Origin of the sequence: Pseudomonas sp. TH08, from assembly GCF_016651275.1 — a bacterium.
Taxonomy (GTDB): Bacteria; Pseudomonadota; Gammaproteobacteria; order Pseudomonadales; family Pseudomonadaceae; genus Aquipseudomonas.
The window spans coordinates 1,227,255-1,251,876 of the sequence record NZ_JAEKEE010000001.1; the positions used below are offsets into that span (position 1 = coordinate 1,227,255).

Below are 24,622 nucleotides of genomic sequence, written 5' to 3' on the forward strand. Positions count from 1 at the left end.
GAAAACTACAGAATGACCAAAAATCGCAATCGATTATTTCATTTAGCGCAATAGCGCCGCATGTTCAACGCAGGATGCTCACGCAAGGCATTCACGGCGAAATCGACAAAGCTGCGAACCCGCACCGGCGCCTTGCGCCCACCCTGATAAACAATATGGATCGGCAGAGGCGGCAATTCATATTCGGCGAGGACAATTTCCAGCTCACCGGCAGCCACCTTGCTCGCCACCTGATAAGACAACACTCGGGTCAGACCCACGCCCATGCAGGCAGCGGTGATCGCCGATTGATTGGCCGTCACCACCAGCCGCGGTTCGGGTTTCACGCTCAGCGGCTGACCCTGATCAAGAAATAACCAACTGCGCTGCTGGCCAATCGACGAAGTCGCCACCACGGGTGCGCCGGCCAATGCCTGTGGATGATTCGGTCGACCATGTTCGTCGAGGTATTGCGGCGAACCGCAAACAACCCGGCGCACCTCGCCCACCCGAATCGCATGCTGGTTGCTGTCCGGCAATTCACCGATGCGCACCGCGACATCAATGCCCTCCTCGACCATGCTCACCACCCGATCAAGCAGCAGGGCGTTGATCGAAACGTCCGGATATTGCGCCAGATAACCCGCCATCACCGGCGTGACAAATAACTCGCCGAACAGCACCGGCGCCGTCACCGTCAATTGCCCACGCGGCTCGGCATGACTGCCCGCCGCCGAATCCTCAGCTTCCTGCACCTCGGCGAGAATCCTCCGGCAATCCTCCAGAAAACGCTGACCGGCCTCAGTGAGATGCACGCTGCGCGTCGTGCGCACCAGCAGATGCGTACCGATGCGCAGCTCCAGCGCCGCCACCGCCCGCGTCACACTTGCAGCGGACAAACCCAAGCGCCGAGCGGCCGAGGAGAAGCCTTGCTCTTGAGCGACGGTGGTGAAGATTTGCATTTCCTGAAAGCGGTCCATGGGCTCATCCCCAAAATCAAAAGATCGCAGCCTCCGGCAGCTCCTACATGGGCCTCGTGTTTCACCTGTAGGGGCTGCCGAAGGCTGCGATCTCTTCGGTCATATCAACTGTGGATAACTTATTCCACGGTCACCGACTTCGCCAAATTACGCGGCTGATCCACGTCCGTGCCTTTCAGCACAGCAACGTAGTACGACAGCAACTGCAGCGGGATCGTGTAGAGGATCGGCGAGAGGATGTCGTGGATATGCGGCATCTGCACCACGTGAGTGCCTTCGCCGTTGGTCATCCCGGCTTTCTCGTCGGCGAAGACGATCAGTTCGCCGCCACGGGCGCGGACTTCCTGCAGGTTGGACTTGAGCTTTTCCAGCAGCTCGTTGTTTGGCGCAACGGTGACCACTGGCATGTCGTTATCCACAAGCGCCAGTGGGCCGTGTTTCAACTCGCCGGCCGGGTAGGCTTCGGCGTGGATGTAGGAGATTTCCTTGAGTTTCAAGGCACCTTCCATCGCTACCGGGAACTGCGCACCGCGACCAAGGAACAGGGTGTGGTTTTTCTCGGCGAACAGTTCGGCGATTTTTTCCACGGTGCTGTCCATCGCCAGCGCTTCGCCGAGGCGGGTTGGCAGGCGACGCAGTTCTTCGACCAATGTGGCTTCTACGCCTTTGGCCAAGGTGCCGCGAACCTGGCCAAGCGACAGGGTCAGCAACAACAGGCCAACCAGTTGCGTGGTGAAGGCTTTGGTCGAAGCAACGCCGATTTCGCGGCCGGCCTGGGTCAGCAGGGTCAGGTCGGATTCACGCACCAGCGAGCTGATGCCGACGTTGCAGATCGCCAGGCTGGCGAGGAACCCCAGCTCCTTGGCATTGCGCAGGGCGGCCAGGGTGTCGGCAGTTTCGCCGGACTGCGAGATGGTCACGAACAGGGTGTCCGGCTGCACCACCACTTTGCGGTAGCGGAATTCGCTGGCGACTTCGACCTGGCACGGAATGCCGGCCAGTTCTTCCAGCCAGTAACGGGCGACCATGCCGGCGTGATAGCTGGTGCCGCAGGCGACGATCTGCACGTTACGGACTTTGGCGAACAGCTCGGCGGCTTGTGGGCCGAAGGCTTGAACCAGCACTTGATCGTTGCTCAGGCGACCTTCGAGGGTGCGCTGTACAACGGCCGGTTGCTCGTGGATTTCCTTGAGCATGTAGTGACGGAATTCACCTTTGTCGGCGGCTTCCGCACCGTCGGTGTATTGCACGGTCTGGCGCTCGACAGATTTGCCATCGATATCCCAGATCTGCACGTTATCGCGGCGAATTTCGGCGATATCGCCCTCTTCCAGATACATGAAGCGGTCAGTAACCTGACGCAACGCCAGTTGGTCGGACGCGAGGAAGTTCTCGCCCAGACCCAGGCCGATCACCAACGGGCTGCCACTGCGGGCGGCAACCAGACGATCAGGTTGCTTGGCGTTGATCACGGCCAAGCCGTAGGCACCGTGCAGTTCCTTGACGGTCGCTTTGAGTGCGACGGTCAGGTCTGGCTGATCCTTGAGTTTGTGGTTGAGCAAGTGGGCGATGACTTCAGTGTCGGTGTCCGACGTGAACACGTAACCCAGCGCTTTCAGTTGTTCACGCAAAGCTTCGTGGTTTTCGATAATGCCGTTGTGCACCACGGCGATGTCGCCGGAGAAATGCGGGTGGGCGTTACGTTCGCACGGCGCGCCGTGGGTGGCCCAGCGGGTGTGGGCAATGCCGAGACGACCGACCAGTGGATGCTCGGCCAACGCGGCTTCGAGTTCACTGACCTTGCCCGGACGACGCATGCGCTCGAGGGTTTCCTCGTTGGTGTAAACCGCCACACCCGCGCTGTCATAGCCGCGGTACTCGAGGCGCTTGAGGCCTTCGAGCAAAATGGCGGTGATGTTACGTTCAGCCACTGCGCCGACAATTCCACACATGCTTATTTCTCCTGACTGACAGCCGCACAAATCAAGTTGATACCGCGGGCCTGAATCTGATCGCGGGCCTCAAGAGGCAGGCGATCATCGGTAATTAGGGTATGGACGCTGCTCCATGGCAGCTCCAGGTTGGGAATCTTGCGGCCGATCTTGTCGGCCTCGACCATGACGATGACTTCTCGCGCCACGTCCGCCATGACCCGGCTCAAACCGAGCAGTTCATTGAAGGTCGTGGTGCCGCGTACCAGATCGATGCCATCGGCGCCGATGAACAACTGATCGAAGTCGTAAGAGCGTAGTACTTGCTCGGCGACCTGGCCCTGAAAGGATTCCGAATGCGGATCCCAGGTGCCGCCGGTCATCAACAACACCGGTTCGTGCTCGAGTTCGCTCAGGGCATTGGCGACGTGCAGGGAGTTGGTCATCACCACCAGGCCCGGCTGTTGACCGAGTTCGGGAATCATCGCGGCGGTGGTGCTGCCGCTGTCGATGATGATGCGGGCGTGCTCGCGGATGCGCTTCACCGCTGCACGGGCAATCGCCTGTTTGTATTTGGAAACACTCTGCGCGGTTTCCGCGACCAGTTCCTGCGGCATGGTGATTGCCCCGCCGTAACGACGCAGCAGCAGACCATGACTCTCAAGCGCAGCAAGATCCTTGCGAATCGTAACTTCGGAGGTTTCGAAGCGCTTGGCCAGTTCGTCCACACTGACTTCGCCCTGCTCATTGAGCAAGGCGAGGATATTGTGACGGCGCTGGGGAGTATTGCGTTTCGACATGACGACCTAAGTTTCGATTCGAAAGATAACGGAAGCAATCAAAACCTATCGGCCCAAAATCGTCAAGCGGATGATGCAAAAAATATCTGTGGATAAAAGCATCGCGGGCAAGCCCGCTCCCACATGGATTCACTGTGTGTTGAAGAACTGTGCTTCAACACAAATCTTGTGGGAGCGGGCTCGCCCGCGATGGCTATCGAACGGCCTGTGTATAACTCAACTCTTCTTGATTTTCTCCGGTCGCTTCCAGCCGTCTATGTTCTTCTGCCGCGCACGGCCGACCGCCAACTGTGCGTTATCCACATTCTGCGTAATCGTCGAACCGGCCGCCGTTGTCGCGCCGTCGGAGATATCCACAGGCGCAACCAGCGAATTGTTGGAGCCAATGAACACGTCCGCGCCCAACACGGTTTTCCACTTGTTGGCGCCATCGTAGTTGCAGGTGATAGTGCCCGCGCCGATGTTGGTGCGCGCACCGATTTCGGCATCGCCCAGATACGTCAGGTGCCCAGCCTTGGCGCCTTCACCCATGTGGGCATTTTTCAGCTCAACAAAGTTACCCACATGCGCGCGTGCTTCGAGCACCGTGCCTGGACGCAGACGCGCAAATGGGCCGGCATCGCTGCCCTCACCCAAAACGGCGCCTTCGATATGACTGTTGGCCTTGATCACCACGCCTTTGCGCAGCGTGCTGTCCTTGATTACGCAGTTCGGCCCGATCACCACGTCGTCCTCGATGAAAACGTTACCCTCGAGAATCACGTTGATGTCGATCAGCACATCGCGACCAACGGTCACTTCGCCACGCACATCGAAGCGCGCCGGATCACGCAGGGTGACGCCCTGGGCCATCAAACGGCGGCCAGCGCGCAACTGGTAATGACGCTCCAGCTCGGAGAGTTGCTTGCGATCGTTGGCACCCTGCACTTCCATCGCGTCATGCGGTTGCTCGGTGGCCACCACCAGACCATCGTTGACCGCCATTTCGATCACGTCGGTCAGGTAGTACTCGCCCTGAGCATTGTTGTTCGACAGCCGGCTCATCCAGTCGGCCAGACGATTGGCCGGTACCGCGAGAATGCCGGTATTGCCTTCAGTGATTGCGCGTTGCGCTTCGCTGGCATCTTTATGCTCAACGATGGCGGTGACCTTACCGTGCGCGTCACGAACGATGCGGCCGTAGCCCGTTGGATCGTCCAGTTCAACGGTGAGCAAGCCCATCTGACCAGGAACGACCTGTTTGAGCAGGCGTTGCAGGGTTTCGACTTCGATCAGCGGTACATCGCCGTAGAGAATCAACACGGTGTCGGCAGTGATGAACGGCACCGCCTGAGCAGTGGCGTGACCGGTGCCCAGTTGTTTGTCCTGCAAGACGAAATTCAGATCGTCGGCCGCCAGGCGTTCACGCACCACATCGGCTCCGTGGCCGATGACCACATGGATGCGCTGTGGATCAAGTTGCCGGGCGCTGTGGATAACATGGCCCAACATGGAATTGCCGGCAATCGGGTGCAACACCTTCGGCAGGGCCGAACGCATACGAGTGCCTTGACCGGCCGCGAGGATAACGATTTCGAGAGACATGACTGGCTACCAATCCTGGGTGGTCAGCGACTGCGACCGGGTTTGTAGAATTCAGAATAGAAAAAAGGGTAGCCGAGGCTACCCTTTTTTATCAATCGCACAACAAGTGGCTGACGGATTAACCGCCAAACTTCTTGCGGATCTGCTGGACGGTGCGCAGCTGAGCTGCAGCCTCGGCCAGACGTGCGGACGCAGCTCCGTAGTCGAACTCTGCGCCACGTTCATGCAATGCCTTCTCGGCAGCCTGAACGGCTTGCTGAGCGGAGGCTTCATCCAGGTCGGCAGCACGTTGCACAGTGTCGGCAAGAACCTTGACCATGTTCGGCTGAACCTCGAGGAAACCACCGGAGATGTAGAACACCTCGGCTTCCCCGCCTTGCTTGATCAGGCGGATCGGACCCGGCTTGAGATTAGTGATCAGCGGCGCGTGACCCAGAGCGATACCAAGATCACCCAGTGCACCGTGCGCAATCACCATCTCGACCAGGCCGGAAAAGATTTCCCCTTCCGCGCTGACGATATCGCAATGGACTGTCATAGCCATCTGATTGCCTCAACCTAAATTAGCGCCCGTTGCCGGGCGCCGGGATTACAGTTTCTTGGCTTTCTCGATCGCTTCTTCGATGCCGCCAACCATGTAGAACGCTTGTTCTGGCAGGTGGTCGTAGTCACCGTTGAGGATGCCTTTGAAGCCAGCAATGGTGTCTTTCAGGGAAACGTATTTACCCGAAGCACCGGTGAAGACTTCAGCCACGAAGAACGGCTGCGACAAGAAGCGCTGGATCTTACGAGCACGGTTTACCAACTGCTTGTCGGCTTCCGACAGCTCGTCCATACCCAGGATCGCGATGATGTCCTTCAGCTCTTTGTAACGTTGCAGAACGTACTGAACGCCGCGAGCGGTGTCGTAGTGGTCCTGGCCGATTACGTTCGGGTCCAGCTGGCGCGAAGTCGAATCCAGTGGATCTACCGCTGGGTAGATACCCAGGGAGGCGATGTCACGGGACAGAACGACGGTGGCGTCCAAGTGGGCGAAGGTGGTCGCTGGCGACGGGTCGGTCAAGTCATCCGCAGGTACGTATACCGCTTGGATCGAGGTGATCGAACCTTCTTTGGTCGAAGTGATACGTTCTTGCAGAACGCCCATCTCTTCAGCCAGAGTCGGCTGGTAACCTACTGCAGAAGGCATACGGCCCAGCAGTGCGGATACTTCAGTACCGGCCAGGGTGTAACGATAGATGTTGTCGACGAACAGCAGAACGTCGTTACCTTCGTCACGGAACTTCTCGGCCATGGTCAGGCCGGTCAGTGCTACGCGCAGACGGTTACCCGGCGGCTCGTTCATCTGACCGTAAACCAGTGCCACTTTGTCCAGAACGTTGGAGTCCTTCATCTCGTGGTAGAAGTCGTTACCCTCACGGGTACGCTCGCCCACACCAGCGAACACGGAATAACCGCTGTGCTCGATGGCGATGTTACGGATCAGTTCCATCATGTTTACGGTTTTGCCTACACCGGCACCACCGAACAGACCGACTTTACCGCCTTTGGCAAACGGGCAAACCAGGTCGATAACCTTGATGCCGGTTTCCAGCAGGTCGTTGCCGCCTGCCTGTTCAGCGAACGAAGGTGCTGGACGGTGAATGCCCCAGCGCTCTTCGGTGTCGATCGGGCCAGCTTCGTCGATCGGGTTACCGAGGACGTCCATGATCCGGCCCAGGGTCGCTTTACCGACCGGTACGGAAATGGCTGCGCCAGAATCGGTAACTTCCAGACCGCGCTTCAAGCCCTCGGTGGAACCCATCGCAATGGTACGAACCACGCCGTCGCCCAGCTGTTGCTGAACTTCCAGAGTGGTGCCGGCATCGCTTTTAACTTTCAAAGCGTTGTAGATGCTCGGTACGCTGTCGCGTGGAAATTCCACGTCGATAACGGCGCCGATGATTTGAACGATACGTCCGCTACTCATAGCTGGATCCTCTGAATATTTGAACCGTTAAACCGCGGCAGCGCCGCCGACGATTTCCGAGATCTCTTGGGTGATCGCAGCCTGACGCGCCTTGTTGTAGATCAGCTGCAAATCGCTGATCAAATCACCGGCGTTGTCGGTAGCGTTCTTCATCGCGATCATCCGCGCAGCTTGTTCAGCCGCGTTGTTCTCGACCACCGCCTGGTAGACCTGCGACTCGACGTAACGGACCATCAAGCCGTCAAGCAGCTCTTTGGCATCCGGTTCGTAGAGATAGTCCCAGTGGTGCTTGAGATCCTGATCCGGGGTCGCCACCAATGGAATCAACTGCTCCACGGTAGGCTGTTGCGTCATGGTGTTGATGAACTTGTTGGACACCACGGACAGGCGGTCAATACGGCCGTCCAGGTAGGCATCCAGCATCACCTTGACGCTGCCGATCAGATCATTGATCGACGGCTCTTCACCCAGGTGGCTGATAGCTGCAACGACGTTACCGCCGAAGTTACGGAAAAAGGCCGCACCCTTGCTACCAACGACACACAGATCAATCTCGACGCCGTTTTCGCGGTTTACCGCCATGTCCTTGACCAGGGCCTTGAACAGGTTGGTATTCAAGCCGCCGCACAAACCACGGTCACTGCTCACAACGACATAACCGACACGCTTGATAGCGCGGTCGATCATGAACGGGTGGCGGTATTCCGGGTTGGCGTTGGCCAGATGCCCAATAACCTGGCGGATACGCTCCGCATAAGGACGGCTAGCAGCCATGCGCATTTGTGCCTTGCGCATTTTGCTGACCGCCACTTTTTCCATGGCGCTGGTAATCTTTTGCGTGCTTTTGATGCTCGCAATCTTACTGCGAATCTCTTTTGCGCCTGCCATGTAACACCTATCAGGTTAGCAAGCGGGAGCCTCGCGGCTCCCGCTGCGGCTTACCAGGTTTGGGTGGCCTTGAACTTCTCGATACCGGCTTTCATGCCAGCGTCGATTTCGTCATTGAAGTCACCTTTAACGTTGATCTTGGCCATCAAATCGGCGTGATCGCGGTTGAAGAAAGCGATCAGCGCTTGTTCGAAGCTGCCGATCTTGGCGATTTCAATGTCAGTCAGGAACCCACGCTCAGCGGCATACAGCGACAGCGCCATGTCAGCGATCGACATTGGTGCGTATTGCTTCTGCTTCATCAGCTCGGTAACGCGCTGACCATGCTCAAGTTGCTTACGGGTCGCTTCGTCCAGGTCAGAAGCGAACTGGGCGAATGCCGCCAGTTCACGGTACTGAGCCAGAGCGGTACGGATACCACCGGAGAGCTTCTTGATGATCTTGGTCTGAGCGGCACCACCCACACGGGATACCGAAACACCGGCGTTCACTGCAGGGCGGATGCCCGAGTTGAACATGGCCGATTCCAGGAAGATCTGACCGTCGGTGATGGAAATCACGTTGGTCGGAACGAACGCGGAAACGTCGCCAGCCTGGGTTTCGATGATCGGCAGTGCGGTCAGGGAACCGGTTTTGCCGGTCACTGCGCCGTTGGTGAACTTCTCTACGTACTCTTCCGAAACGCGGGATGCGCGCTCCAGCAGACGGGAGTGGAGATAGAACACGTCGCCTGGGTAAGCTTCACGGCCTGGTGGACGGCGCAGCAGCAGGGAAATCTGGCGATAAGCCACTGCTTGCTTGGACAGATCGTCATAAACGATCAGCGCGTCTTCACCGCGGTCGCGGAAGAATTCACCCATGGTGCAACCGGAGTACGGTGCCAGGAATTGCAGCGCAGGAGATTCCGAAGCACTGGCAGCCACGATGATCGTGTTGGCCAGGGCGCCGTTTTCTTCCAGCTTGCGAACCACGTTGGCGATGGTCGATTGCTTCTGACCGATTGCTACGTAGACGCAGAAAATGCCGCTGTCTTTCTGGTTGATGATCGCGTCGATCGCCAGAGCGGTTTTACCGATCTGACGGTCACCGATGATCAGCTCACGCTGGCCACGGCCGACAGGGATCATGGCATCGACAGCCTTGTAGCCAGTCTGTACAGGCTGGTCTACCGACTTACGCCAGATCACGCCTGGAGCAACTTTCTCGACCGCGTCGGTCTCGGTGTTGCCCAGTGGACCTTTGCCGTCAACAGGGTTACCCAGTGCGTCGACAACGCGACCCAGCAGTTCCTTACCAACAGGAACTTCGAGGATGCGGCCGGTGCACTTGGCGCTCATGCCTTCAGCCAGAGACTGGTAAGCACCCAAAACAACGGCACCTACGGAGTCTTGCTCCAGGTTGAGGGCCATACCGTAGACGCCGCCCGGAAACTCGATCATCTCGCCGTACATTACGTCGGCCAGACCGTGAATCCGCACGATGCCGTCAGATACGCTGACGACAGTGCCTTCGTTACGGGCTTGGGAGGTCACATCGAGCTTGTCGATGCGGCCCTTGATAATTTCACTTATTTCGGAAGGATTGAGTTGCTGCATTGCTCTGCTGCCCCTTCAAACTCAAGATTTCAATGCTTCGGCAAGTTTCGCGATTTTGCCGCGAATCGAGCCATCGATAACCAGGTCGCCGGCGCGGATGACAACGCCCCCAATAAGGGATTTGTCTTCCTCGACTTGCAGGCGCACTTCCCGGTTGAGTCGTGCACTGAGAACCTTGGCGAGTTTGTCTTGCTGTTCTTGGTTCAATGCAAAAGCACTGGTCACTTCAACGTCTACCGATTTCTCTTGCTCGGCCTTGTACAGGTCGAAAAGAGCGGCAATCTCCGGCAGAAGCGGGAGACGGTCGTTTTCGGCAACGACGTTGATGAAGTTCTGTGCCTTCACATCAAACTTGTCGCCGCACACGTCAATAAACGTGGCGGCCTTTTCTGCGCTCGTCAGTCGCGGGGCCTTGAGCACACGCTGCATGGTGTCGTCTTGCGACACCGCTGCTGCCAGGCCGAGCATGGCTGACCAATTGGCCAGTTGCTGGTGGGCCTGAGCGTGCTCGAAGGCCGCCTTAGCGTAAGGTCGGGCCAACGTGGTCAGTTCTGCCATGATCGCCCTCGCTTAGATTTCAGTAGCCAGTTTGTTTACCAGCTCTGCGTGCGCGTTTTGATCGATTGTGGCACCCAGGATCTTCTCGGCGCCGCCGACAGCCAGCATACCCACTTGGGCGCGCAGCTTGTCTTTGACACTGTTCAGTTCCTGTTCGATCTCGGCTTGAGCCTGAACCTTCACACGGTCAGCGTCGATACGGGCTTTTTCAACAGCCTCTTCAACGATCTGGTTACCGCGTTTCTTGGCTTGCTCGATGATTTCAGCTGCCTGAGCTTTCGCTTCGCGCAGTTGCTGACCCGCTTTTTCTTGGGCCAACTCCAGGTCGCGAGCTGCTCGGCTGGCAGCGTCCAGACCATCAGCGATCTTCTTTTGACGTTCGTGCAGGGCAGTGATGACCGGAGGCCATACATACTTCATGCAGAACAGTACAAAAATCAGGAACGCAACGGACTGGCCAATCAGGGTCGCATTAATGTTCACGCCAACACCTCGCAGTTACGTTGTCCATCACATCAAATTACTCGGAAGAATCCGGGTAATTAGCCAGCGATCTGACCAACGAACGGGTTCGCAAAGGTGAAGAACAGAGCGATACCAACACCGATCATGGTTACGGCGTCGAGCAGACCGGCAACGATGAACATTTTAACTTGCAGCATTGGAACCATTTCTGGCTGACGCGCTGCGCCTTCCAGGAACTTGCCGCCCAGCAGGCCGAAACCAATTGCGGTACCCAGTGCGCCCAGGCCGATCAACAGTGCAACAGCGATAGCGGTTAGACCAACTACAGTTTCCATCTTTCCTCCCGACTTTTACGTCGTATGGTTTAGGTTTTTTAGATTAAAGCGGTAAAACAAATCGTTTCAGGTGCCCTGTGAAGAGCCCCTTCCCGTTTGACCGGGAAGGACATCAGACTAGTCGAGACTGGTCTTAATGGTTTTCTTCGTGCGCCATCGACAGGTAAACGATGGTCAGCATCATGAAGATGAACGCCTGCAGGGTGATGATCAGGATGTGGAACACAGCCCAAGCCCACTGCAGAACAACGCCCAGGCCGCTCAGCCAGAGCAGACCGCTGCCGAACATCACAGCGATCAGAATGAACACCAGCTCACCGGCATACATGTTGCCGAACAGACGCAGAGCCAGAGAGATCGGTTTAGCGATCAGGGTCACGAATTCCAGCAGGAAGTTCACCGGGATCAGCAGGGCTTGAACGAAGACGTTCTTGCTGCCGAACGGGTGCAGGGTCAGTTCGCCGATGAAGCCGCCGATGCCCTTGACCTTGATGCTGTAGAAAATGATCAGTGCGAAAACCGAGAGCGCCATACCCAGCGTCGCGTTCGGGTCGGTAGTCGACACGGCACGGAACGGGATGTGGTGGTCGCCGGAGATCAGGATGGCCAGTTGAGGAATCCAGTCGACCGGTACCAGGTCGACGGCGTTCATCAGGAACACCCAGACGAAGATGGTCAGTGCCAGCGGTGCAATCACCGGGCTACGGCCATGGAAGCTGTCTTTCACGCTGCCATCGACGAATTCGACCAATACTTCAACGAAGTTCTGCAAAGCACCCGGCTGACCCGAAGTCGCTTTCTTTGCCGCCATGCGGAAAAGAAGTACGAAGATCAGACCCAACGCGACCGACCAGCCGAGAGTATCGACGTGGAAAGCCCAGAAGCCCATTTCTTTGGCTTCTGCTGCGGTATGGGCAAAGCCCCAGCCGCCGTTAGGTAGCTGACCGAAGGTCAGGTTCTGCAAGTGGTGCTGGATATAGCCCGAAGCGGTTGTTTCTGCCATGGTTGCCTCAAACGCCCTAAGGTCTCGAAAGTCTTGTTCTCATCAGCAGGGGAGCGAACCAGCTGACCGACTGAGTCAGCACGAACACGCCGAATACAGCTATCGGCGCCAGTGGCTTCACACCTGCAAACACCAGCGCAAAAAGCACTGCTGTCAAAATCAGTTTGCCTGCCTCGCCGGCATAAAAAGACCGGACGATGGACTGGGCTGCTCGGGCGCCGGAAAACCGAAATGCCTTATGAGCGAAATAAACATTGGGCAGCAAGGCTATCAGGCCTCCGCAAAGTCCCGAGTATCCGGCAACGACTCCATGCCATTGCCAGAGCGCCAAAGCGGCAATGAACAAAATGACAAATTGAGCCAATAACACCGGAAAAACCGCCAGGCGATGGAACGGCAGGCGGTTTGGCTTGCGGGTTTCCATCACTATTGCTCTCCAATGGTCGGCTGCCAGAATTCAATAACTTGGCATAATTTGTGCCGACAAAATGCGCGCAGAGTATAGGGGCGGTTCTGCCCCTATTCAACTGTCAGGTAGTGATTTCCGACTGCGCGCTACATGAGGAAATGTTTCAGCGGATGTGCGCGAGCACACCTTGAAGCTCATCGAGAGAGTTGTAACCAATCACCAACTGCCCCTTTCCCTTCTTGCCGTGGCGAATCTGCACCGCAGAGCCTAGGCGCTCGGCCAGACGCTGTTCGAGACGGGCGATATCCGGGTCCGGTTTGGTCGCTTCCACAGGCTCCGGTTTGCCACTCAACCACTGGCGAACCAGTGCTTCAGTTTGGCGCACGGTCAGGCCGCGTGCGACAACATGTCGCGCCCCTTCCACCTGCTGATTATCGGGCAAACCCAGCAAAGCACGGGCATGACCCATTTCCAGATCGCCATGCGACAGCATGGTCTTGATGACTTCCGGCAGCGCAATCAGACGCAACAGGTTGGCCACGGTGACGCGGGACTTACCCACAGCCTCGGCAACTTGTTGCTGAGTCAGCTGGAATTCCTGCTGCAAACGTTGCAGGGCGACCGCTTCCTCAATCGGATTGAGATCTTCGCGCTGGATATTCTCGATCAGCGCAATGGCGATCGCGGTTTCATCCGGTACGTCGCGCACCATTGCCGGGATGGTTTCCTGCCCGGCTTGCTGGCTTGCGCGCCAGCGGCGTTCACCGGCGATGATTTCAAAGCGACCACCACCAATCGGGCGAACCACGATTGGCTGCATCACGCCTTGTGCCTTGATCGACAGCGCCAACTCTTCCAGCGCCTGCGGATCCATGTCCCGGCGCGGCTGGTATTTGCCGCGCTGGAGTAGATCCAGCGGCAGATGCTGCAATTCACGGGTGTCAGCTTGCGCGGCTTGTTCTTCCAGCGCGCTGACGGTCGGACCACTCAGCAGTGCATCCAGTCCACGTCCGAGACCTCGTTTCTTGACGGCCATGGGGATTCCTTAAGTTGCCTGAGCGGCGGCGATGCGTGAATTTTTGCGCTGACGGCGAACCATCTCGCCCGCCAGAGCCAGGTAGGCCAGCGCGCCACGCGATTGCTTGTCGTAGGCCAGTGCCGGCATGCCGTAGCTCGGCGCTTCGGCCAGGCGGATGTTGCGCGGGATCACCGTGTCGTACAGCTGCTCGCCGAAGTGTTCCTTGAGCTGCGCCGAAACATCGTTCATCAGGCTCAGGCGCGGGTCGTACATGGTCCGCAACAGACCTTCGACCTTCAGGTTCGGGTTCAGCAGTTCAGCGATGCGCTTGATGTTATCCACAAGGTCGCTCAAACCTTCGAGCGCAAAGTATTCGCACTGCATGGGGATAATCACCCCGTCAGCGGCAACCAGTGCGTTCAACGTGAGCATCGACAGCGACGGCGGGCAGTCGATCAAAATGTAATCGTAATTTTCGCGGATCGGCGCCAGCGCGCTGCGCAGACGGCTTTCCTTCATCTGCATTTCCAGCAGAACCACTTCGGCGGCGGTCAGGTCGCGGTTGGCCGGCAGCAGTTGATAACCACCGTGCTCGGAGTAGTGCATGGCCTGAGCCAGATCGCATTCGCCGATCAGCAGGTCGTAGACCGAGTTTTCCAGACCGTGTTTATCCACACCGCTACCCATGGTGGCGTTGCCCTGTGGATCGAGATCGATCAACAACACCCGGCGCTTGGTCGCGACCAGGGATGCTGCGAGGTTGATGCAGGTGGTGGTCTTGCCCACACCACCCTTTTGGTTCGCTATCGCGAATACCTTAGCCATTCTTGCTTGTGTTCCCAATCATGCCGTGCGGCGCAGTATCAGCAGATGGCGTTGGCCTTGGCAACCGGGTACGGCCAAGGCGTGTTCGCTATCGAGTTTGAAGTCTGCCGGCAATGCTACCAGCTCATCGGCCGGATGAACGCCCTTCATTGCCAGCCAGCGCGTATCGGCATCGCCGAGGTGGCGAGTCCAGTTGGTGAAGTTTTCCATGCTGCTGAACGCCCGGGAAATGATCCCGTTGAATGGCTGTGCAGGCTGAAACGCTTCGACGCGGCTGTGGATAACTTGCAGGTTATCCAGTTTGAGTTCGAGTTTGACCTGGGTCAGGAAGCGGGTTTTCTTGCCGTTGCTGTCCAGACAGGTCACTTGCGAGTCCGGATACAGGATCGCCAACGGAATCCCTGGCATACCGCCGCCGCTGCCGACGTCGAGCCAGCGGCCGTTTTCGATGAACGACATCACGCTCAGACTATCGAGCAGATGCCGCGAGACCATTTCGTCCGGATCGCGCACAGCCGTGAGGTTGTAGGCCTGGTTCCATTTGATCAACAGGGCCAGATAACCCAGCAGCAATTCGTGCTGGGTTTCAGTGAGACTGACACCGAGCTCGCGGGCTCCTGTGGATAACTCTTCGGCGTGTTGCGAAGTGACCTTAGAACTCAAGCGCTTTGCTCCAACTGACGGCCCGCGCCGCGTTTTTTCAAATGAATCATCAACAGCGAAATCGCTGCCGGGGTCACGCCCGGGATCCGTGAAGCCTGGCCCAGCGTCTCTGGTCGAGTCGCGCCAAGTTTGCTCTGGATCTCCTTGGAGAGACCGGAAATGTTGGTGTAATCGATATCCACAGGCAGTTTCGTGTCTTCACTGGCGCGCAGACGGGCGATTTCGTCCTGTTGACGGTCGATGTAACCGGCGTATTTGGTCTTGATTTCGACCTGCTCGGCGACCTGTGGATCTTCAGCGCCGTTGCCGGTCACTTCGACCAGACCAGCGTAGTCGATTTCCGGACGACTCAAGAGATTGAGCAAGTTGTATTCGTGAGTCAGCGGTGTGCCGAATTTTTCGGCAATCGCATCGCCCTGCTGCGTATTCGGGCGAACCCAAGTGCTTTTCAGGCGCTGTTCTTCGAGTTCGATGCTTTCGCGTTTCTTGCAGAAGGCCGCCCAACGCGCGTCATCGACCAGACCGAGTTCGCGACCTTTTTCGGTCAGACGCAGGTCGGCGTTGTCCTCGCGCAGAATCAGGCGGTACTCGGCACGCGAAGTGAACATACGGTACGGCTCTTGGGTACCGAGGGTGATCAGGTCGTCGACCAATACCCCGATGTACGCTTCATCGCGCCGCGGGCACCAGGCTTCTTTGCCTTTGGCGCGCAGTGCAGCGTTGGCGCCAGCGAGCAAACCCTGGGCGCCAGCTTCTTCGTAACCGGTGGTGCCGTTGATTTGCCCGGCGAAGAACAGACCGCCGATGACTTTGGTTTCCAGGCTGTACTTCAGGTCGCGCGGATCGAAGTAGTCGTACTCGATCGCATAACCCGGACGCACGATGTGCGCATTTTCCATGCCGCGGATCGATTGCACGATCTGCAATTGCACGTCGAACGGCAAGCTTGTGGATATCCCGTTCGGATACAGCTCATGGGTAGTCAAACCTTCCGGTTCGATGAACACCTGATGGCTTTCCTTGTCGGCAAAACGGTGGATCTTGTCTTCGATCGATGGGCAATAACGCGGGCCAATGCCTTCGATTTCACCGGCAGCGGAATACATCGGCGAACGATCAAGGTTCGCGGCAATGATTTCGTGAGTGCGGGCGTTCGTGTGGGTAATCCAGCAACTGACCTGGCGTGGATGCTGTTCTTTGTTGCCCATGAACGACATCACCGGGATCGGCGTATCGCCCGGTTGCTCGGTCATTACCGAGAAATCCACAGACTTGCCGTCGATACGCGGCGGTGTACCGGTTTTCAGGCGACCGACACGCAGTGGCATTTCACGCAGACGATGAGCCAGGGCAATCGACGGCGGATCACCGGCGCGACCGCCGGAAAAATTCTGCAAGCCGATGTGGATAAGTCCACCAAGGAACGTGCCGGTGGTCAGCACCACGGAATCGGCGAAGAAACGCAGACCCATTTGCGTGACAACACCACGGACTTGTTCCTGCTCGACGATCAGGTCATCGGCAGCTTGTTGAAATATCCACAGGTTCGGCTGGTTTTCCAGGATTTCGCGGACAGCGGCTTTGTACAAAATACGGTCAGCTTGCGCACGGGTCGCCCGTACGGCTGGGCCTTTGCGGCTGTTCAACACGCGAAACTGGATGCCGCCCTTATCGGTAGCCATGGCCATCGCGCCGCCGAGGGCATCGATTTCCTTGACCAGGTGGCTTTTGCCAATGCCCCCGATAGCCGGGTTGCAACTCATGGCACCGAGGGTTTCCACGTTATGCGTCAGCAACAGGGTTTTTGCCCCCATACGTGCTGACGCCAGTGCTGCCTCGGTACCGGCATGACCGCCGCCGATGACGATCACTTCAAAACGGGAAGGGAAATCCACCACGCACCTCGTGCCTGCTTAAGTAGGTAATTCAGGAATAGTTTGAGATCAGGTTTTTGGACCTGGTCGACAAGTATAGGGACTTCGCCCTTCCTAAAGAACCCTTTGCACAAAATTTAACCAGCTGTGGAGAACTCGAGGTTAAAAGAATAAAAAAGAGAGAACTTTATAAAACCTTTGTTTTTATGTTTATTTCTACTGAGCATGATTTCTGTGGATAGATTGCTACAGGCCTTTATATTCAATATGTACAGAGTTTCAAAACCCTGTGGCCATGTGCCAATGAGGCCCTTGGATAACCGCTGTAAGCCTGTGGATGAAAGGGGTGGTTATCCACAGAGAGGGTTATATCCAGTTTTGAAGCCCTGTTATCAACTGACCTCAGTGGCAGTTATTCACAGGGCTTAATCCACAGAAAATCGACGAATACTGGAATGACAGGCAGAAGAAATCCGCTCAGGGAGAGAAAATCTGCCCGGCACTTGGGAAAGGATTCTGAAATCAGAAGAGAAGGCAGGTCGCGAACGGACCTGCCTTTGGATTACGCAGGGATTATTTGCCGATGCAGAAGCTGGAAAAGATTCTTCCCAACAGATCGTCCGAACTGAATGCCCCGGTGATTTCACCCAGAGAGTGCTGGGCCTGACGTAAATCCTCAGCCAACAATTCACCGGCGCCAGCCAGGGTTAGCTGGGCGCGACCGTGTTCCAGCGCCGCACTGGCGTGGCGCAAAGCCTCCAGATGTCGGCGGCGCGCACTGAAGCTGCTTTCCGAGGTTTGCTCGTAACCCATGCAGGCCTTGAGATGGTCGCGCAACAGGTCCAGTCCTTCACCGGCCGACTTGGCACTCAGACTGATCGTCACATGGCCGTCTTCACTGGTTTCCAGGGCAATCGCTTCGCCGGTCAGATCGGCCTTGTTGCGAATCAGGGTGACTTTCGCCGGATCCGGTCGGGTTTCGAGGAATTCCGGCCACAGCGCAAACGGATCGAGTGCTTCCGGCGCGGTGGCGTCGACGACCAGTAACACCCGATCGGCCTCACCGATGGCTTTCAATGCCCGCTCTACACCGATCTTTTCCACATGATCATCGGTGTCACGCAAACCCGCAGTATCGACAACGTGCAGCGGCATGCCGTCGATGTGGATATGTTCGCGCAGGATGTCACGAGTGGTACCGGCAATCTCGGTAACGATGGCGGCTTCACGGCCGGCCAACGCGTTCAACAGACTGGACTTGCCGGCATTCGGACGACCGGCAATCACCACGGTCATGCCGTCCCGCAGCAAAGCACCTTGCCCGGCCTCACGCAGTACGGTGGATAACTCATCGCGCACCTTGTCGAGCATGCTCAACACGTGACCATCGGCAAGGAAATCGATTTCTTCTTCCGGGAAGTCGATGGCGGCTTCGACGTAGATGCGCAGGCCAATCAATTGTTCGGTCAAGTTATGCACACGTTGCGAGAACGCGCCTTGCAACGAACGCAGGGCATTCCGCGCAGCCTGTGCAGAACTTGCTTCGATCAAATCGGCAATCGCCTCGGCCTGGGCCAGGTCGAGTTTGTCGTTGAGGAACGCGCGTTCGCTGAACTCGCCCGGACGAGCCAAACGGCAGCCGAGTTCCAGGCAGCGTTTGAGCAACATATCCAGAACGATCGGGCCTCCGTGGCCCTGCAGTTCCAGTACGTCTTCGCCGGTAAACGAGTTCGGCCCGGGGAAATACAGCGCCAGACCTTCATCCAGTACTTGCTGATCATCACTGAAAAATGGCCCGTAATGGGCGTAACGCGGTTTCAGTTCGCGGCCGCTGATGGCTTTCGCTGCAACACTGGCCAACGGCCCGGAAATACGGACGATGCCCACACCACCGCGACCTTGGGCGGTGGCGACAGCTGCGATGGTTTCACGAGGTGCGCTCATTAACCGGAATCCAGACAAAAGTGACAGATAGCAAAACGCCCCACTAGGGGGCGTTTTGAGTGGTTATCCACAGTGTAAATCAAGCGGCTGCTTTGGTAGCCCGTTCGATTTTACGCGTGATGTACCACTGTTGGGTGATGGACAGGCAGTTGTTCACAACCCAGTACAGCACCAGACCAGCCGGGAACCACAGGAAGAAGAAGGTGAAGATGATTGGCATCATTTTCATGACCTTCGCCTGCATCGGATCCGGAGGAGTCGGGTTCAGCTGCTGCTGGATAAACATGGTTGCGCCCATGATGATCGGCAGAATGAAGAATGGATCCTTGATCGACAGGTCAGTAATCCACAGCATGAACGGCGCCTGGCGCATTTCCACGCTTTCCAGCAGAACCCAGTACAGCGAAAGGAAAACCGGCATCTGCACGAGGATCGGCAAGCAGCCGCCCAGCGGATTGATCTTCTCTTTCTTGTACAGCTCCATCATGGCTTGCGACATTTTCTGCCGGTCATCGCCATGTTGCTCTTTCAGAGCAGCCAGTTTCGGCGCAACGGCACGCATACGCGCCATCGACTTGTAGCTGGCAGCCGACAGAGGGAAGAAAAGACCCTTGATCAGCATGGTCAGGAAGATGATCGACCAGCCCCAGTTACCAACAATGGCGTGGATGTGTTGCAGCAGCCAGAAGATCGGCTGGGCAATGAACCACAGAATGCCGTAGTCGACGGTCAGTTCCAGACCTGGGGACAACTGTTTCAGCACAGCCTGGCTTTTCGGACCGGCGTACAGCACAGCGCCGGTTTCAACTTTGGCACCCGGAGCAGCGGTCAGTGTAGGACCGGTGTAACCGATGATGTAGTTGCCTTTGCTGTCTTTACGGGTCTGGACGACGTTGTTTTCGCCCTTGGCCGGAATCCACGCAGTCACGAAGTAGTGTTGCAGCCAGGCTACCCAACCACCGGTGACGGTTTCTTTGAGCTGTGCCTTGTCCATGTCCTTCATGGACACTTTCTTGTACGGCTCGGAACTTGTCCACAGGGCGGCGCCCAGGTAAGTCGCGGTGCCAGTAGCAGTTGTCGACGAAGGATCAGCGCTGTTATCACGCTTCAACTGGGCAAACATTGCGCCGTTCCAGGGCTGAGCGCTCTGGTTATCCACAATGTAGGAAACGGCTACGTCATACAGGCCGCGTTTCAGGGTGAAACGCTTGATGTAATTAACGCCGTCCTTGCTGAATTTCAGGTCAACGACGAGTTGATCCTGACCGTCAGCCAGTTGATAAGTCTTCTTCTCAGAGGAGTAAACCGGACGACCGGCCGGATTTGCATCCGGGCCATTGGTGCCGATTAGACCACTTTGTGCCAGATAAACACGTTCGCCGCCGTTATCGAACAGCTGGAACGGAACATCAGGACGATCCTGACGACGTGGATACAGAGGCAAGGTCAGTTGAGCAACATCGCCACCTTGTGGATCGATCGCGAGATCGAGCACGTCGGTTTTGATCTGGATCAGATCCTTGCTGGCGGCTACCGGCGTTTCGGCAGGTGCGCTGGTATCGCTAGCGGCGCGCGGAATATCGTCACTGGCGGCAGCATTATTGCCAGTGGCGGTGTCCGGCAAACCGGATGTAGTCGTACTGGAAGCAACATTCTGAGTCGGCAAAGCAGCCTGACCATAGTCCTGGTTCCATTTAAGAACCATAACGTAGGCCACGATTGCCAGGGCGACGATCAGGATCGTGCGTTTGATATCCATGATTACTCGGCCATCGAAGAAGAACGGGAGGTAGGGATAGGTGGAACCGGGTCATAACCACCGGGATTCCACGGATGACAGCGACCTAAACGACGAAAGGTCAGCCAGCCACCGCGCAGAAGGCCATGATTTTCAATGGCTTCATACGCGTAGCAGGAACAACTGGGGTAGAAACGACAGTGGCTGGCCATCAAAGGACTAATGGCATAGCGATAAAACTGGATCGGAACGAGGGCCAGTTTACGCATCTGGACTGTCTACCCCTACAGTTTCGGTTTTGACTTCTGGAACTGGCTTGCTGCGTGCCAGACGCTTCCAGAGCTTGCCGAAATGCTGAATCAATTCGGGGTTTTCTACATCGCCCAGACCTTTGCGCGCGACGATAACGATATCCCAGCCGACCAGTGAATCCTGGTGCAGACGGAACGATTCGCGCATCAAACGCTTGAGGCGATTGCGCTCAACGGAGAGCTTTACGCTCTTTTTCCCGATAACCAGCCCGAGACGGGGGTGATCAAGATCGTTGTTGCGTGCAAGGAGCAGGAGATTTTTCCCCGGAACCTTGCCGGTAGGGGAGTCAAAGACTGCCTTGAAATGCCGGGGGGTAAGCAGACGCTTTTCCCGACTGAAGTCCTGACTCACCTCCAGTACCGGATTATCAAACTGCCAGACGCGCACGACCTTTGGCGCGACGACGCGACAGGACTGCGCGACCGTTCTTGGTAGCCATGCGAGCACGGAAACCGTGGGTACGAGCGCGTTTGATAGTGCTTGGTTGGAAAGTACGTTTCATTGTCGTGTTACCTGGTTCGTCCACAACGGGCCGGAATGGCCCCCGTTTTAAGAGACCGGGGATTCTAGAGAAAGCAAGCCTTCAGGTCAATTTCCAACCAACGTTTCCTTATAAATAGATCTCAGGGGCCTATTTGGCTGAAAGCCTGTTCGCCATACATAAAAATAAAGAAGGGAATTATTTAAAGCTTTTCTGTAAAGCTTATAAAAGCTAGGGCCGCCCTCTTCTGTGGATAAGTGCTATCAGGCCTTGTTCGACGTGATGTACAGAGAATGACAACTACAGTGGAAAACCGTGTTCAGCCTGTGCTGCGCTGTCGGATAACCTGTGCGTGGAATGGCCTGTTATCCACAGGCAGGTTATCCACCGAGTTCAACCCCCAGTTGTCCAGTGCCCTTAGAGGCGGTTATCCACAGAGCTTATGCACACACCGTTGGTCGCTTTCTTATGGGTTAACGCATTGATAAATCATGAACACCGCGCAACCTGCATGTGGATAAGTGGACAGCTCGCCGCTACAATGGCCGCTTGTTTTTGCCTCACCGGCTTTCAACTTAGGGGATATCCGTGTCAGTGGAACTTTGGCAGCAGTGCGTGGAGCTTTTGCGCGAGGAGCTGCCTGCCCAACAATTCAACACCTGGATCCGTCCACTACAGGTCGAAGCCGAAGGCGACGAGTTGCGCGTCTACGCACCGAACCGTTTTGTGCTGGACTGGGTCAACGAAAAGTATCTGGGCCGCGTCCTTGAACTGCTGGATGAGCATGGCAACGGCATGGCGCCGGCGCTTTCCTTATTAATAGGCAGCAAACGCAGTTCCGCTCCGCGTGCCGCCCCGAACGCGCCGTTGGCTGCCGCGCAGGTATCCCAGGCCCAGGTAAATGCCGCGCCTGTGAATGCGCCGGCACCGACTCATACACCAGCACCGGCGGCCAAGCGCTCGACGCAGAAAAGCCCGGAAGTCAGCGACGAACCGTCTCGCGACAGTTTCGACCCGATGTCCGGTGCCGCCTCGCAACAGGCCCCGGTCCGCGCTGAACAGCGCACCGTGCAGGTCGAAGGCGCGCTCAAGCACACCAGTTACCTGAACCGCACATTTACCTTCGAAAACTTCGTCGAAGGTAAATCCAACCAGCTCGCCCGCGCGGCAGCCTGGCAAGTGGCGGATAACCCCAAGCACGGTTACAACCCGCTCTTCCTTTATGGTGGCGTCGGCCTGGGTAAAACCCACTTGATGCACGCGGTGGGTAACCACCTATTAAAGAAGAACCCGAATGCCAAGGTTGTGTACCTGCATTCCGAGCGCTTCGTGGCCGACATGGTCAAGGCGCTGCAACTGAACGCGATCAACGAGTTCAAGCGTTTCTACCGCTCGGTGGATGCGTTGCTCATCGACGATATTCAGTTCTTCGCCCGCAAAGAGCGTTCGCAGGAAGAGTTTTTCCACACCTTCAACGCCCTGCTTGAAGGTGGCCAGCAGGTCATTCTCACCAGTGACCGCTACCCGAAAGAAATCGAAGGCCTCGAAGAGCGCCTCAAATCCCGTTTCGGCTGGGGCCTGACGGTTGCCGTCGAGCCGCCGGAACTGGAAACCCGTGTGGCGATCTTGATGAAGAAGGCCGACCAGGCCAAAGTCGACTTGCCGCACGACGCCGCGTTCTTCATTGCCCAACGCATTCGCTCCAACGTCCGTGAGCTGGAAGGCGCGCTGAAACGCGTGATCGCCCACTCGCACTTCATGGGCCGCGATATCACCATCGAGCTGATTCGCGAATCCTTGAAAGACCTGTTGGCATTGCAGGACAAACTGGTCTCTGTGGATAACATTCAGCGCACTGTCGCCGAGTACTACAAGATCAAGATCTCGGATCTGCTGTCCAAGCGCCGTTCGCGCTCGGTCGCTCGTCCGCGTCAGGTGGCCATGGCGTTGTCCAAGGAACTGACCAACCACAGCCTGCCGGAAATCGGCGATGTGTTTGGCGGCCGCGACCACACGACCGTGCTGCACGCCTGCCGCAAGATCAACGAACTTAAGGAATCCGACGCGGACATCCGCGAGGACTACAAGAACCTGCTGCGTACACTGACCACTTGATGAACACCAGCGCAGCTTATTAAGGCAAGGGACTAGACCATGCATTTCACCATTCAACGCGAAGCCCTGTTGAAACCCCTGCAACTGGTCGCAGGCGTCGTCGAGCGCCGACAGACCTTGCCGGTACTCTCCAACGTGCTGTTGGTAGTCGAAGGCCAGCAACTGTCGCTGACCGGTACTGACCTTGAAGTCGAACTGGTCGGTCGTGTGCAACTTGAAGAGCCGGCCGAAACAGGTTCCATCACCGTGCCTGCGCGCAAGCTGATGGACATCTGCAAAAGCCTGCCCAACGATGCCCTGATCGACATCAAGGTCGACGAGCAGAAGCTGGTGGTCAAGGCCGGCCGTAGCCGTTTCACCCTTTCGACCCTGCCGGCCAACGACTTCCCTACCGTTGAAGAAGGCCCGGGTTCGCTGACCTGCAGCCTTGAGCAAAGCAAACTGCGTCGCTTGATCGAACGCACCAGCTTCGCCATGGCCCAGCAGGATGTGCGTTATTACCTCAACGGCATGCTGCTGGAAGTTTCCGAAGGCATCATCCGCGCTGTGGCCACTGACGGTCACCGTCTGGCCATGTGCTCGATGAAAGCCGATATCGGCCAGCCCGATCGCCATCAGGTGATTGTGCCGCGCAAAGGTATTCTCGAACTGGCGCGTCTGCTCACCGAGCCGGACGGCAACGTCAGCATCGTCCTGGGTCAGCACCACATTCGCGCGACCACCGGCGAGTTCACCTTCACCTCGAAACTGGTCGACGGCAAATTCCCGGACTACGAGCGCGTGCTGCCGAAGGGCGGCGACAAGCTGGTACTGGGCGATCGTCAGGCGTTGCGTGAAGCGTTCAGCCGTACCGCGATTCTGTCCAACGAGAAGTACCGTGGTATCCGGCTGCAACTGGCCAGCGGTCAGTTGAAGATCCAGGCCAACAACCCGGAGCAGGAAGAAGCGGAAGAAGAAGTGGGCGTTGAATACAACGGCGGTTCGCTGGAAATCGGCTTCAACGTCAGCTATCTGCTCGACGTGCTGGGCGTGATGACCACCGAGCAGGTTCGTCTGATTCTGTCCGACTCCAACAGCAGTGCGCTGGTGCAAGAGTCCGACAACGACGATTCGGCTTACGTTGTCATGCCGATGCGTCTGTAATCAGCTGACCCTG

24 protein-coding genes are annotated in these 24,622 nt (G+C 57.1%); 2 read left to right on the forward strand and 22 right to left on the reverse strand.

Annotation, left to right across the window (positions count from 1 at the left end; translation table 11 throughout):
- Positions 1–38 precede the first annotated feature (38 nt).
- The 22 genes from JFT91_RS05790 to rpmH form a co-directional block, all read right to left on the reverse strand.
- Positions 39–959, reverse strand: coding sequence for a LysR family transcriptional regulator (locus JFT91_RS05790; protein ID WP_201231803.1), 921 nt, complete (start codon positions 957–959; stop codon positions 39–41).
- A gap of 119 nt (positions 960–1,078) precedes the next feature.
- The gene (gene glmS, locus JFT91_RS05795; protein WP_201231804.1) at positions 1,079–2,911 is read right to left on the reverse strand and encodes a glutamine--fructose-6-phosphate transaminase (isomerizing); all 1,833 of its coding nucleotides are present in this window, start codon (positions 2,909–2,911) and stop codon (positions 1,079–1,081) included.
- Positions 2,912–2,913: 2 nt separating this feature from the next.
- On the reverse strand, positions 2,914–3,690 hold the full coding sequence (locus JFT91_RS05800) for a DeoR/GlpR family DNA-binding transcription regulator (protein ID WP_201229493.1): 777 nt from the start codon (positions 3,688–3,690) through the stop codon (positions 2,914–2,916).
- Between the two features lie 216 nt (positions 3,691–3,906).
- A complete protein-coding gene (gene glmU, locus JFT91_RS05805; protein ID WP_201231805.1) occupies positions 3,907–5,274 on the reverse strand; it encodes a bifunctional UDP-N-acetylglucosamine diphosphorylase/glucosamine-1-phosphate N-acetyltransferase GlmU in 1,368 nt (455 codons plus the stop codon).
- A 118-nt stretch (positions 5,275–5,392) separates the two neighbouring features.
- Positions 5,393–5,818: a F0F1 ATP synthase subunit epsilon gene (locus JFT91_RS05810; RefSeq protein WP_093429554.1), complete on the reverse strand. Its 426-nt coding sequence runs from the start codon at positions 5,816–5,818 to the stop codon at positions 5,393–5,395.
- A 45-nt stretch (positions 5,819–5,863) separates the two neighbouring features.
- Entirely contained in the window at positions 5,864–7,243 is a 1,380-nt protein-coding gene (gene atpD, locus JFT91_RS05815) for a F0F1 ATP synthase subunit beta (protein ID WP_016984062.1), read from the reverse strand.
- 27 nt (positions 7,244–7,270) lie between these two features.
- Positions 7,271–8,131, reverse strand: coding sequence for a F0F1 ATP synthase subunit gamma (gene atpG, locus JFT91_RS05820; RefSeq protein WP_008084419.1), 861 nt, complete (start codon positions 8,129–8,131; stop codon positions 7,271–7,273).
- A gap of 50 nt (positions 8,132–8,181) precedes the next feature.
- Complete coding sequence (gene atpA, locus JFT91_RS05825) at positions 8,182–9,726, reverse strand: F0F1 ATP synthase subunit alpha (RefSeq protein WP_016984064.1); 1,545 nt, start codon at positions 9,724–9,726, stop codon at positions 8,182–8,184.
- 21 nt (positions 9,727–9,747) lie between these two features.
- A complete protein-coding gene (locus JFT91_RS05830; RefSeq protein ID WP_201146557.1) occupies positions 9,748–10,284 on the reverse strand; it encodes a F0F1 ATP synthase subunit delta in 537 nt (178 codons plus the stop codon).
- Between the two features lie 12 nt (positions 10,285–10,296).
- The gene (locus JFT91_RS05835; protein WP_201229497.1) at positions 10,297–10,767 is read right to left on the reverse strand and encodes a F0F1 ATP synthase subunit B; all 471 of its coding nucleotides are present in this window, start codon (positions 10,765–10,767) and stop codon (positions 10,297–10,299) included.
- Between the two features lie 59 nt (positions 10,768–10,826).
- Positions 10,827–11,084, reverse strand: a complete 258-nt coding sequence (gene atpE / locus JFT91_RS05840) for a F0F1 ATP synthase subunit C (protein WP_003097235.1) — start codon at positions 11,082–11,084, stop codon at positions 10,827–10,829.
- Positions 11,085–11,217: 133 nt separating this feature from the next.
- A complete protein-coding gene (gene atpB, locus JFT91_RS05845) occupies positions 11,218–12,087 on the reverse strand; it encodes a F0F1 ATP synthase subunit A (protein ID WP_201229499.1) in 870 nt (289 codons plus the stop codon).
- Between the two features lie 16 nt (positions 12,088–12,103).
- Positions 12,104–12,511 carry a F0F1 ATP synthase subunit I gene (locus JFT91_RS05850; protein WP_201229501.1) on the reverse strand — a complete coding sequence of 136 codons (408 nt, stop codon included), beginning with the start codon at positions 12,509–12,511 and terminating at the stop codon, positions 12,104–12,106.
- A gap of 148 nt (positions 12,512–12,659) precedes the next feature.
- The gene (locus tag JFT91_RS05855; protein WP_064116543.1) at positions 12,660–13,532 is read right to left on the reverse strand and encodes a ParB/RepB/Spo0J family partition protein; all 873 of its coding nucleotides are present in this window, start codon (positions 13,530–13,532) and stop codon (positions 12,660–12,662) included.
- Positions 13,533–13,541: 9 nt separating this feature from the next.
- Positions 13,542–14,339 carry a ParA family protein gene (locus tag JFT91_RS05860; RefSeq protein WP_007911909.1) on the reverse strand — a complete coding sequence of 266 codons (798 nt, stop codon included), beginning with the start codon at positions 14,337–14,339 and terminating at the stop codon, positions 13,542–13,544.
- Between the two features lie 18 nt (positions 14,340–14,357).
- The gene (rsmG, locus tag JFT91_RS05865) at positions 14,358–15,002 is read right to left on the reverse strand and encodes a 16S rRNA (guanine(527)-N(7))-methyltransferase RsmG (RefSeq protein WP_201231806.1); all 645 of its coding nucleotides are present in this window, start codon (positions 15,000–15,002) and stop codon (positions 14,358–14,360) included.
- A complete protein-coding gene (gene mnmG / locus JFT91_RS05870; RefSeq protein WP_053125290.1) occupies positions 14,999–16,897 on the reverse strand; it encodes a tRNA uridine-5-carboxymethylaminomethyl(34) synthesis enzyme MnmG in 1,899 nt (632 codons plus the stop codon). The genes rsmG and mnmG overlap by 4 nt, the downstream gene beginning before the upstream one ends.
- A gap of 552 nt (positions 16,898–17,449) precedes the next feature.
- Positions 17,450–18,820, reverse strand: a complete 1,371-nt coding sequence (gene mnmE / locus JFT91_RS05875) for a tRNA uridine-5-carboxymethylaminomethyl(34) synthesis GTPase MnmE (protein ID WP_201147743.1) — start codon at positions 18,818–18,820, stop codon at positions 17,450–17,452.
- A gap of 79 nt (positions 18,821–18,899) precedes the next feature.
- On the reverse strand, positions 18,900–20,579 hold the full coding sequence (gene yidC / locus JFT91_RS05880) for a membrane protein insertase YidC (protein ID WP_201229509.1): 1,680 nt from the start codon (positions 20,577–20,579) through the stop codon (positions 18,900–18,902).
- A gap of 2 nt (positions 20,580–20,581) precedes the next feature.
- Complete coding sequence (yidD, locus tag JFT91_RS05885; protein WP_010465488.1) at positions 20,582–20,827, reverse strand: membrane protein insertion efficiency factor YidD; 246 nt, start codon at positions 20,825–20,827, stop codon at positions 20,582–20,584.
- Positions 20,820–21,221 carry a ribonuclease P protein component gene (rnpA, locus tag JFT91_RS05890; RefSeq protein ID WP_042704971.1) on the reverse strand — a complete coding sequence of 134 codons (402 nt, stop codon included), beginning with the start codon at positions 21,219–21,221 and terminating at the stop codon, positions 20,820–20,822. Before rnpA ends, yidD begins: the two co-directional genes overlap by 8 nt.
- A 16-nt stretch (positions 21,222–21,237) precedes the next feature.
- Positions 21,238–21,372, reverse strand: coding sequence for a 50S ribosomal protein L34 (rpmH, locus tag JFT91_RS05895; protein WP_003213577.1), 135 nt, complete (start codon positions 21,370–21,372; stop codon positions 21,238–21,240).
- A 567-nt stretch (positions 21,373–21,939) separates the two neighbouring features.
- Between rpmH and dnaA the strand changes: the two genes are divergently transcribed.
- The gene (dnaA, locus tag JFT91_RS05900; RefSeq protein ID WP_201231807.1) at positions 21,940–23,466 is read left to right on the forward strand and encodes a chromosomal replication initiator protein DnaA; all 1,527 of its coding nucleotides are present in this window, start codon (positions 21,940–21,942) and stop codon (positions 23,464–23,466) included.
- A 39-nt stretch (positions 23,467–23,505) separates the two neighbouring features.
- Complete coding sequence (gene dnaN, locus JFT91_RS05905) at positions 23,506–24,609, forward strand: DNA polymerase III subunit beta (RefSeq protein WP_007911887.1); 1,104 nt, start codon at positions 23,506–23,508, stop codon at positions 24,607–24,609.
- Positions 24,610–24,622 lie beyond the last annotated feature (13 nt).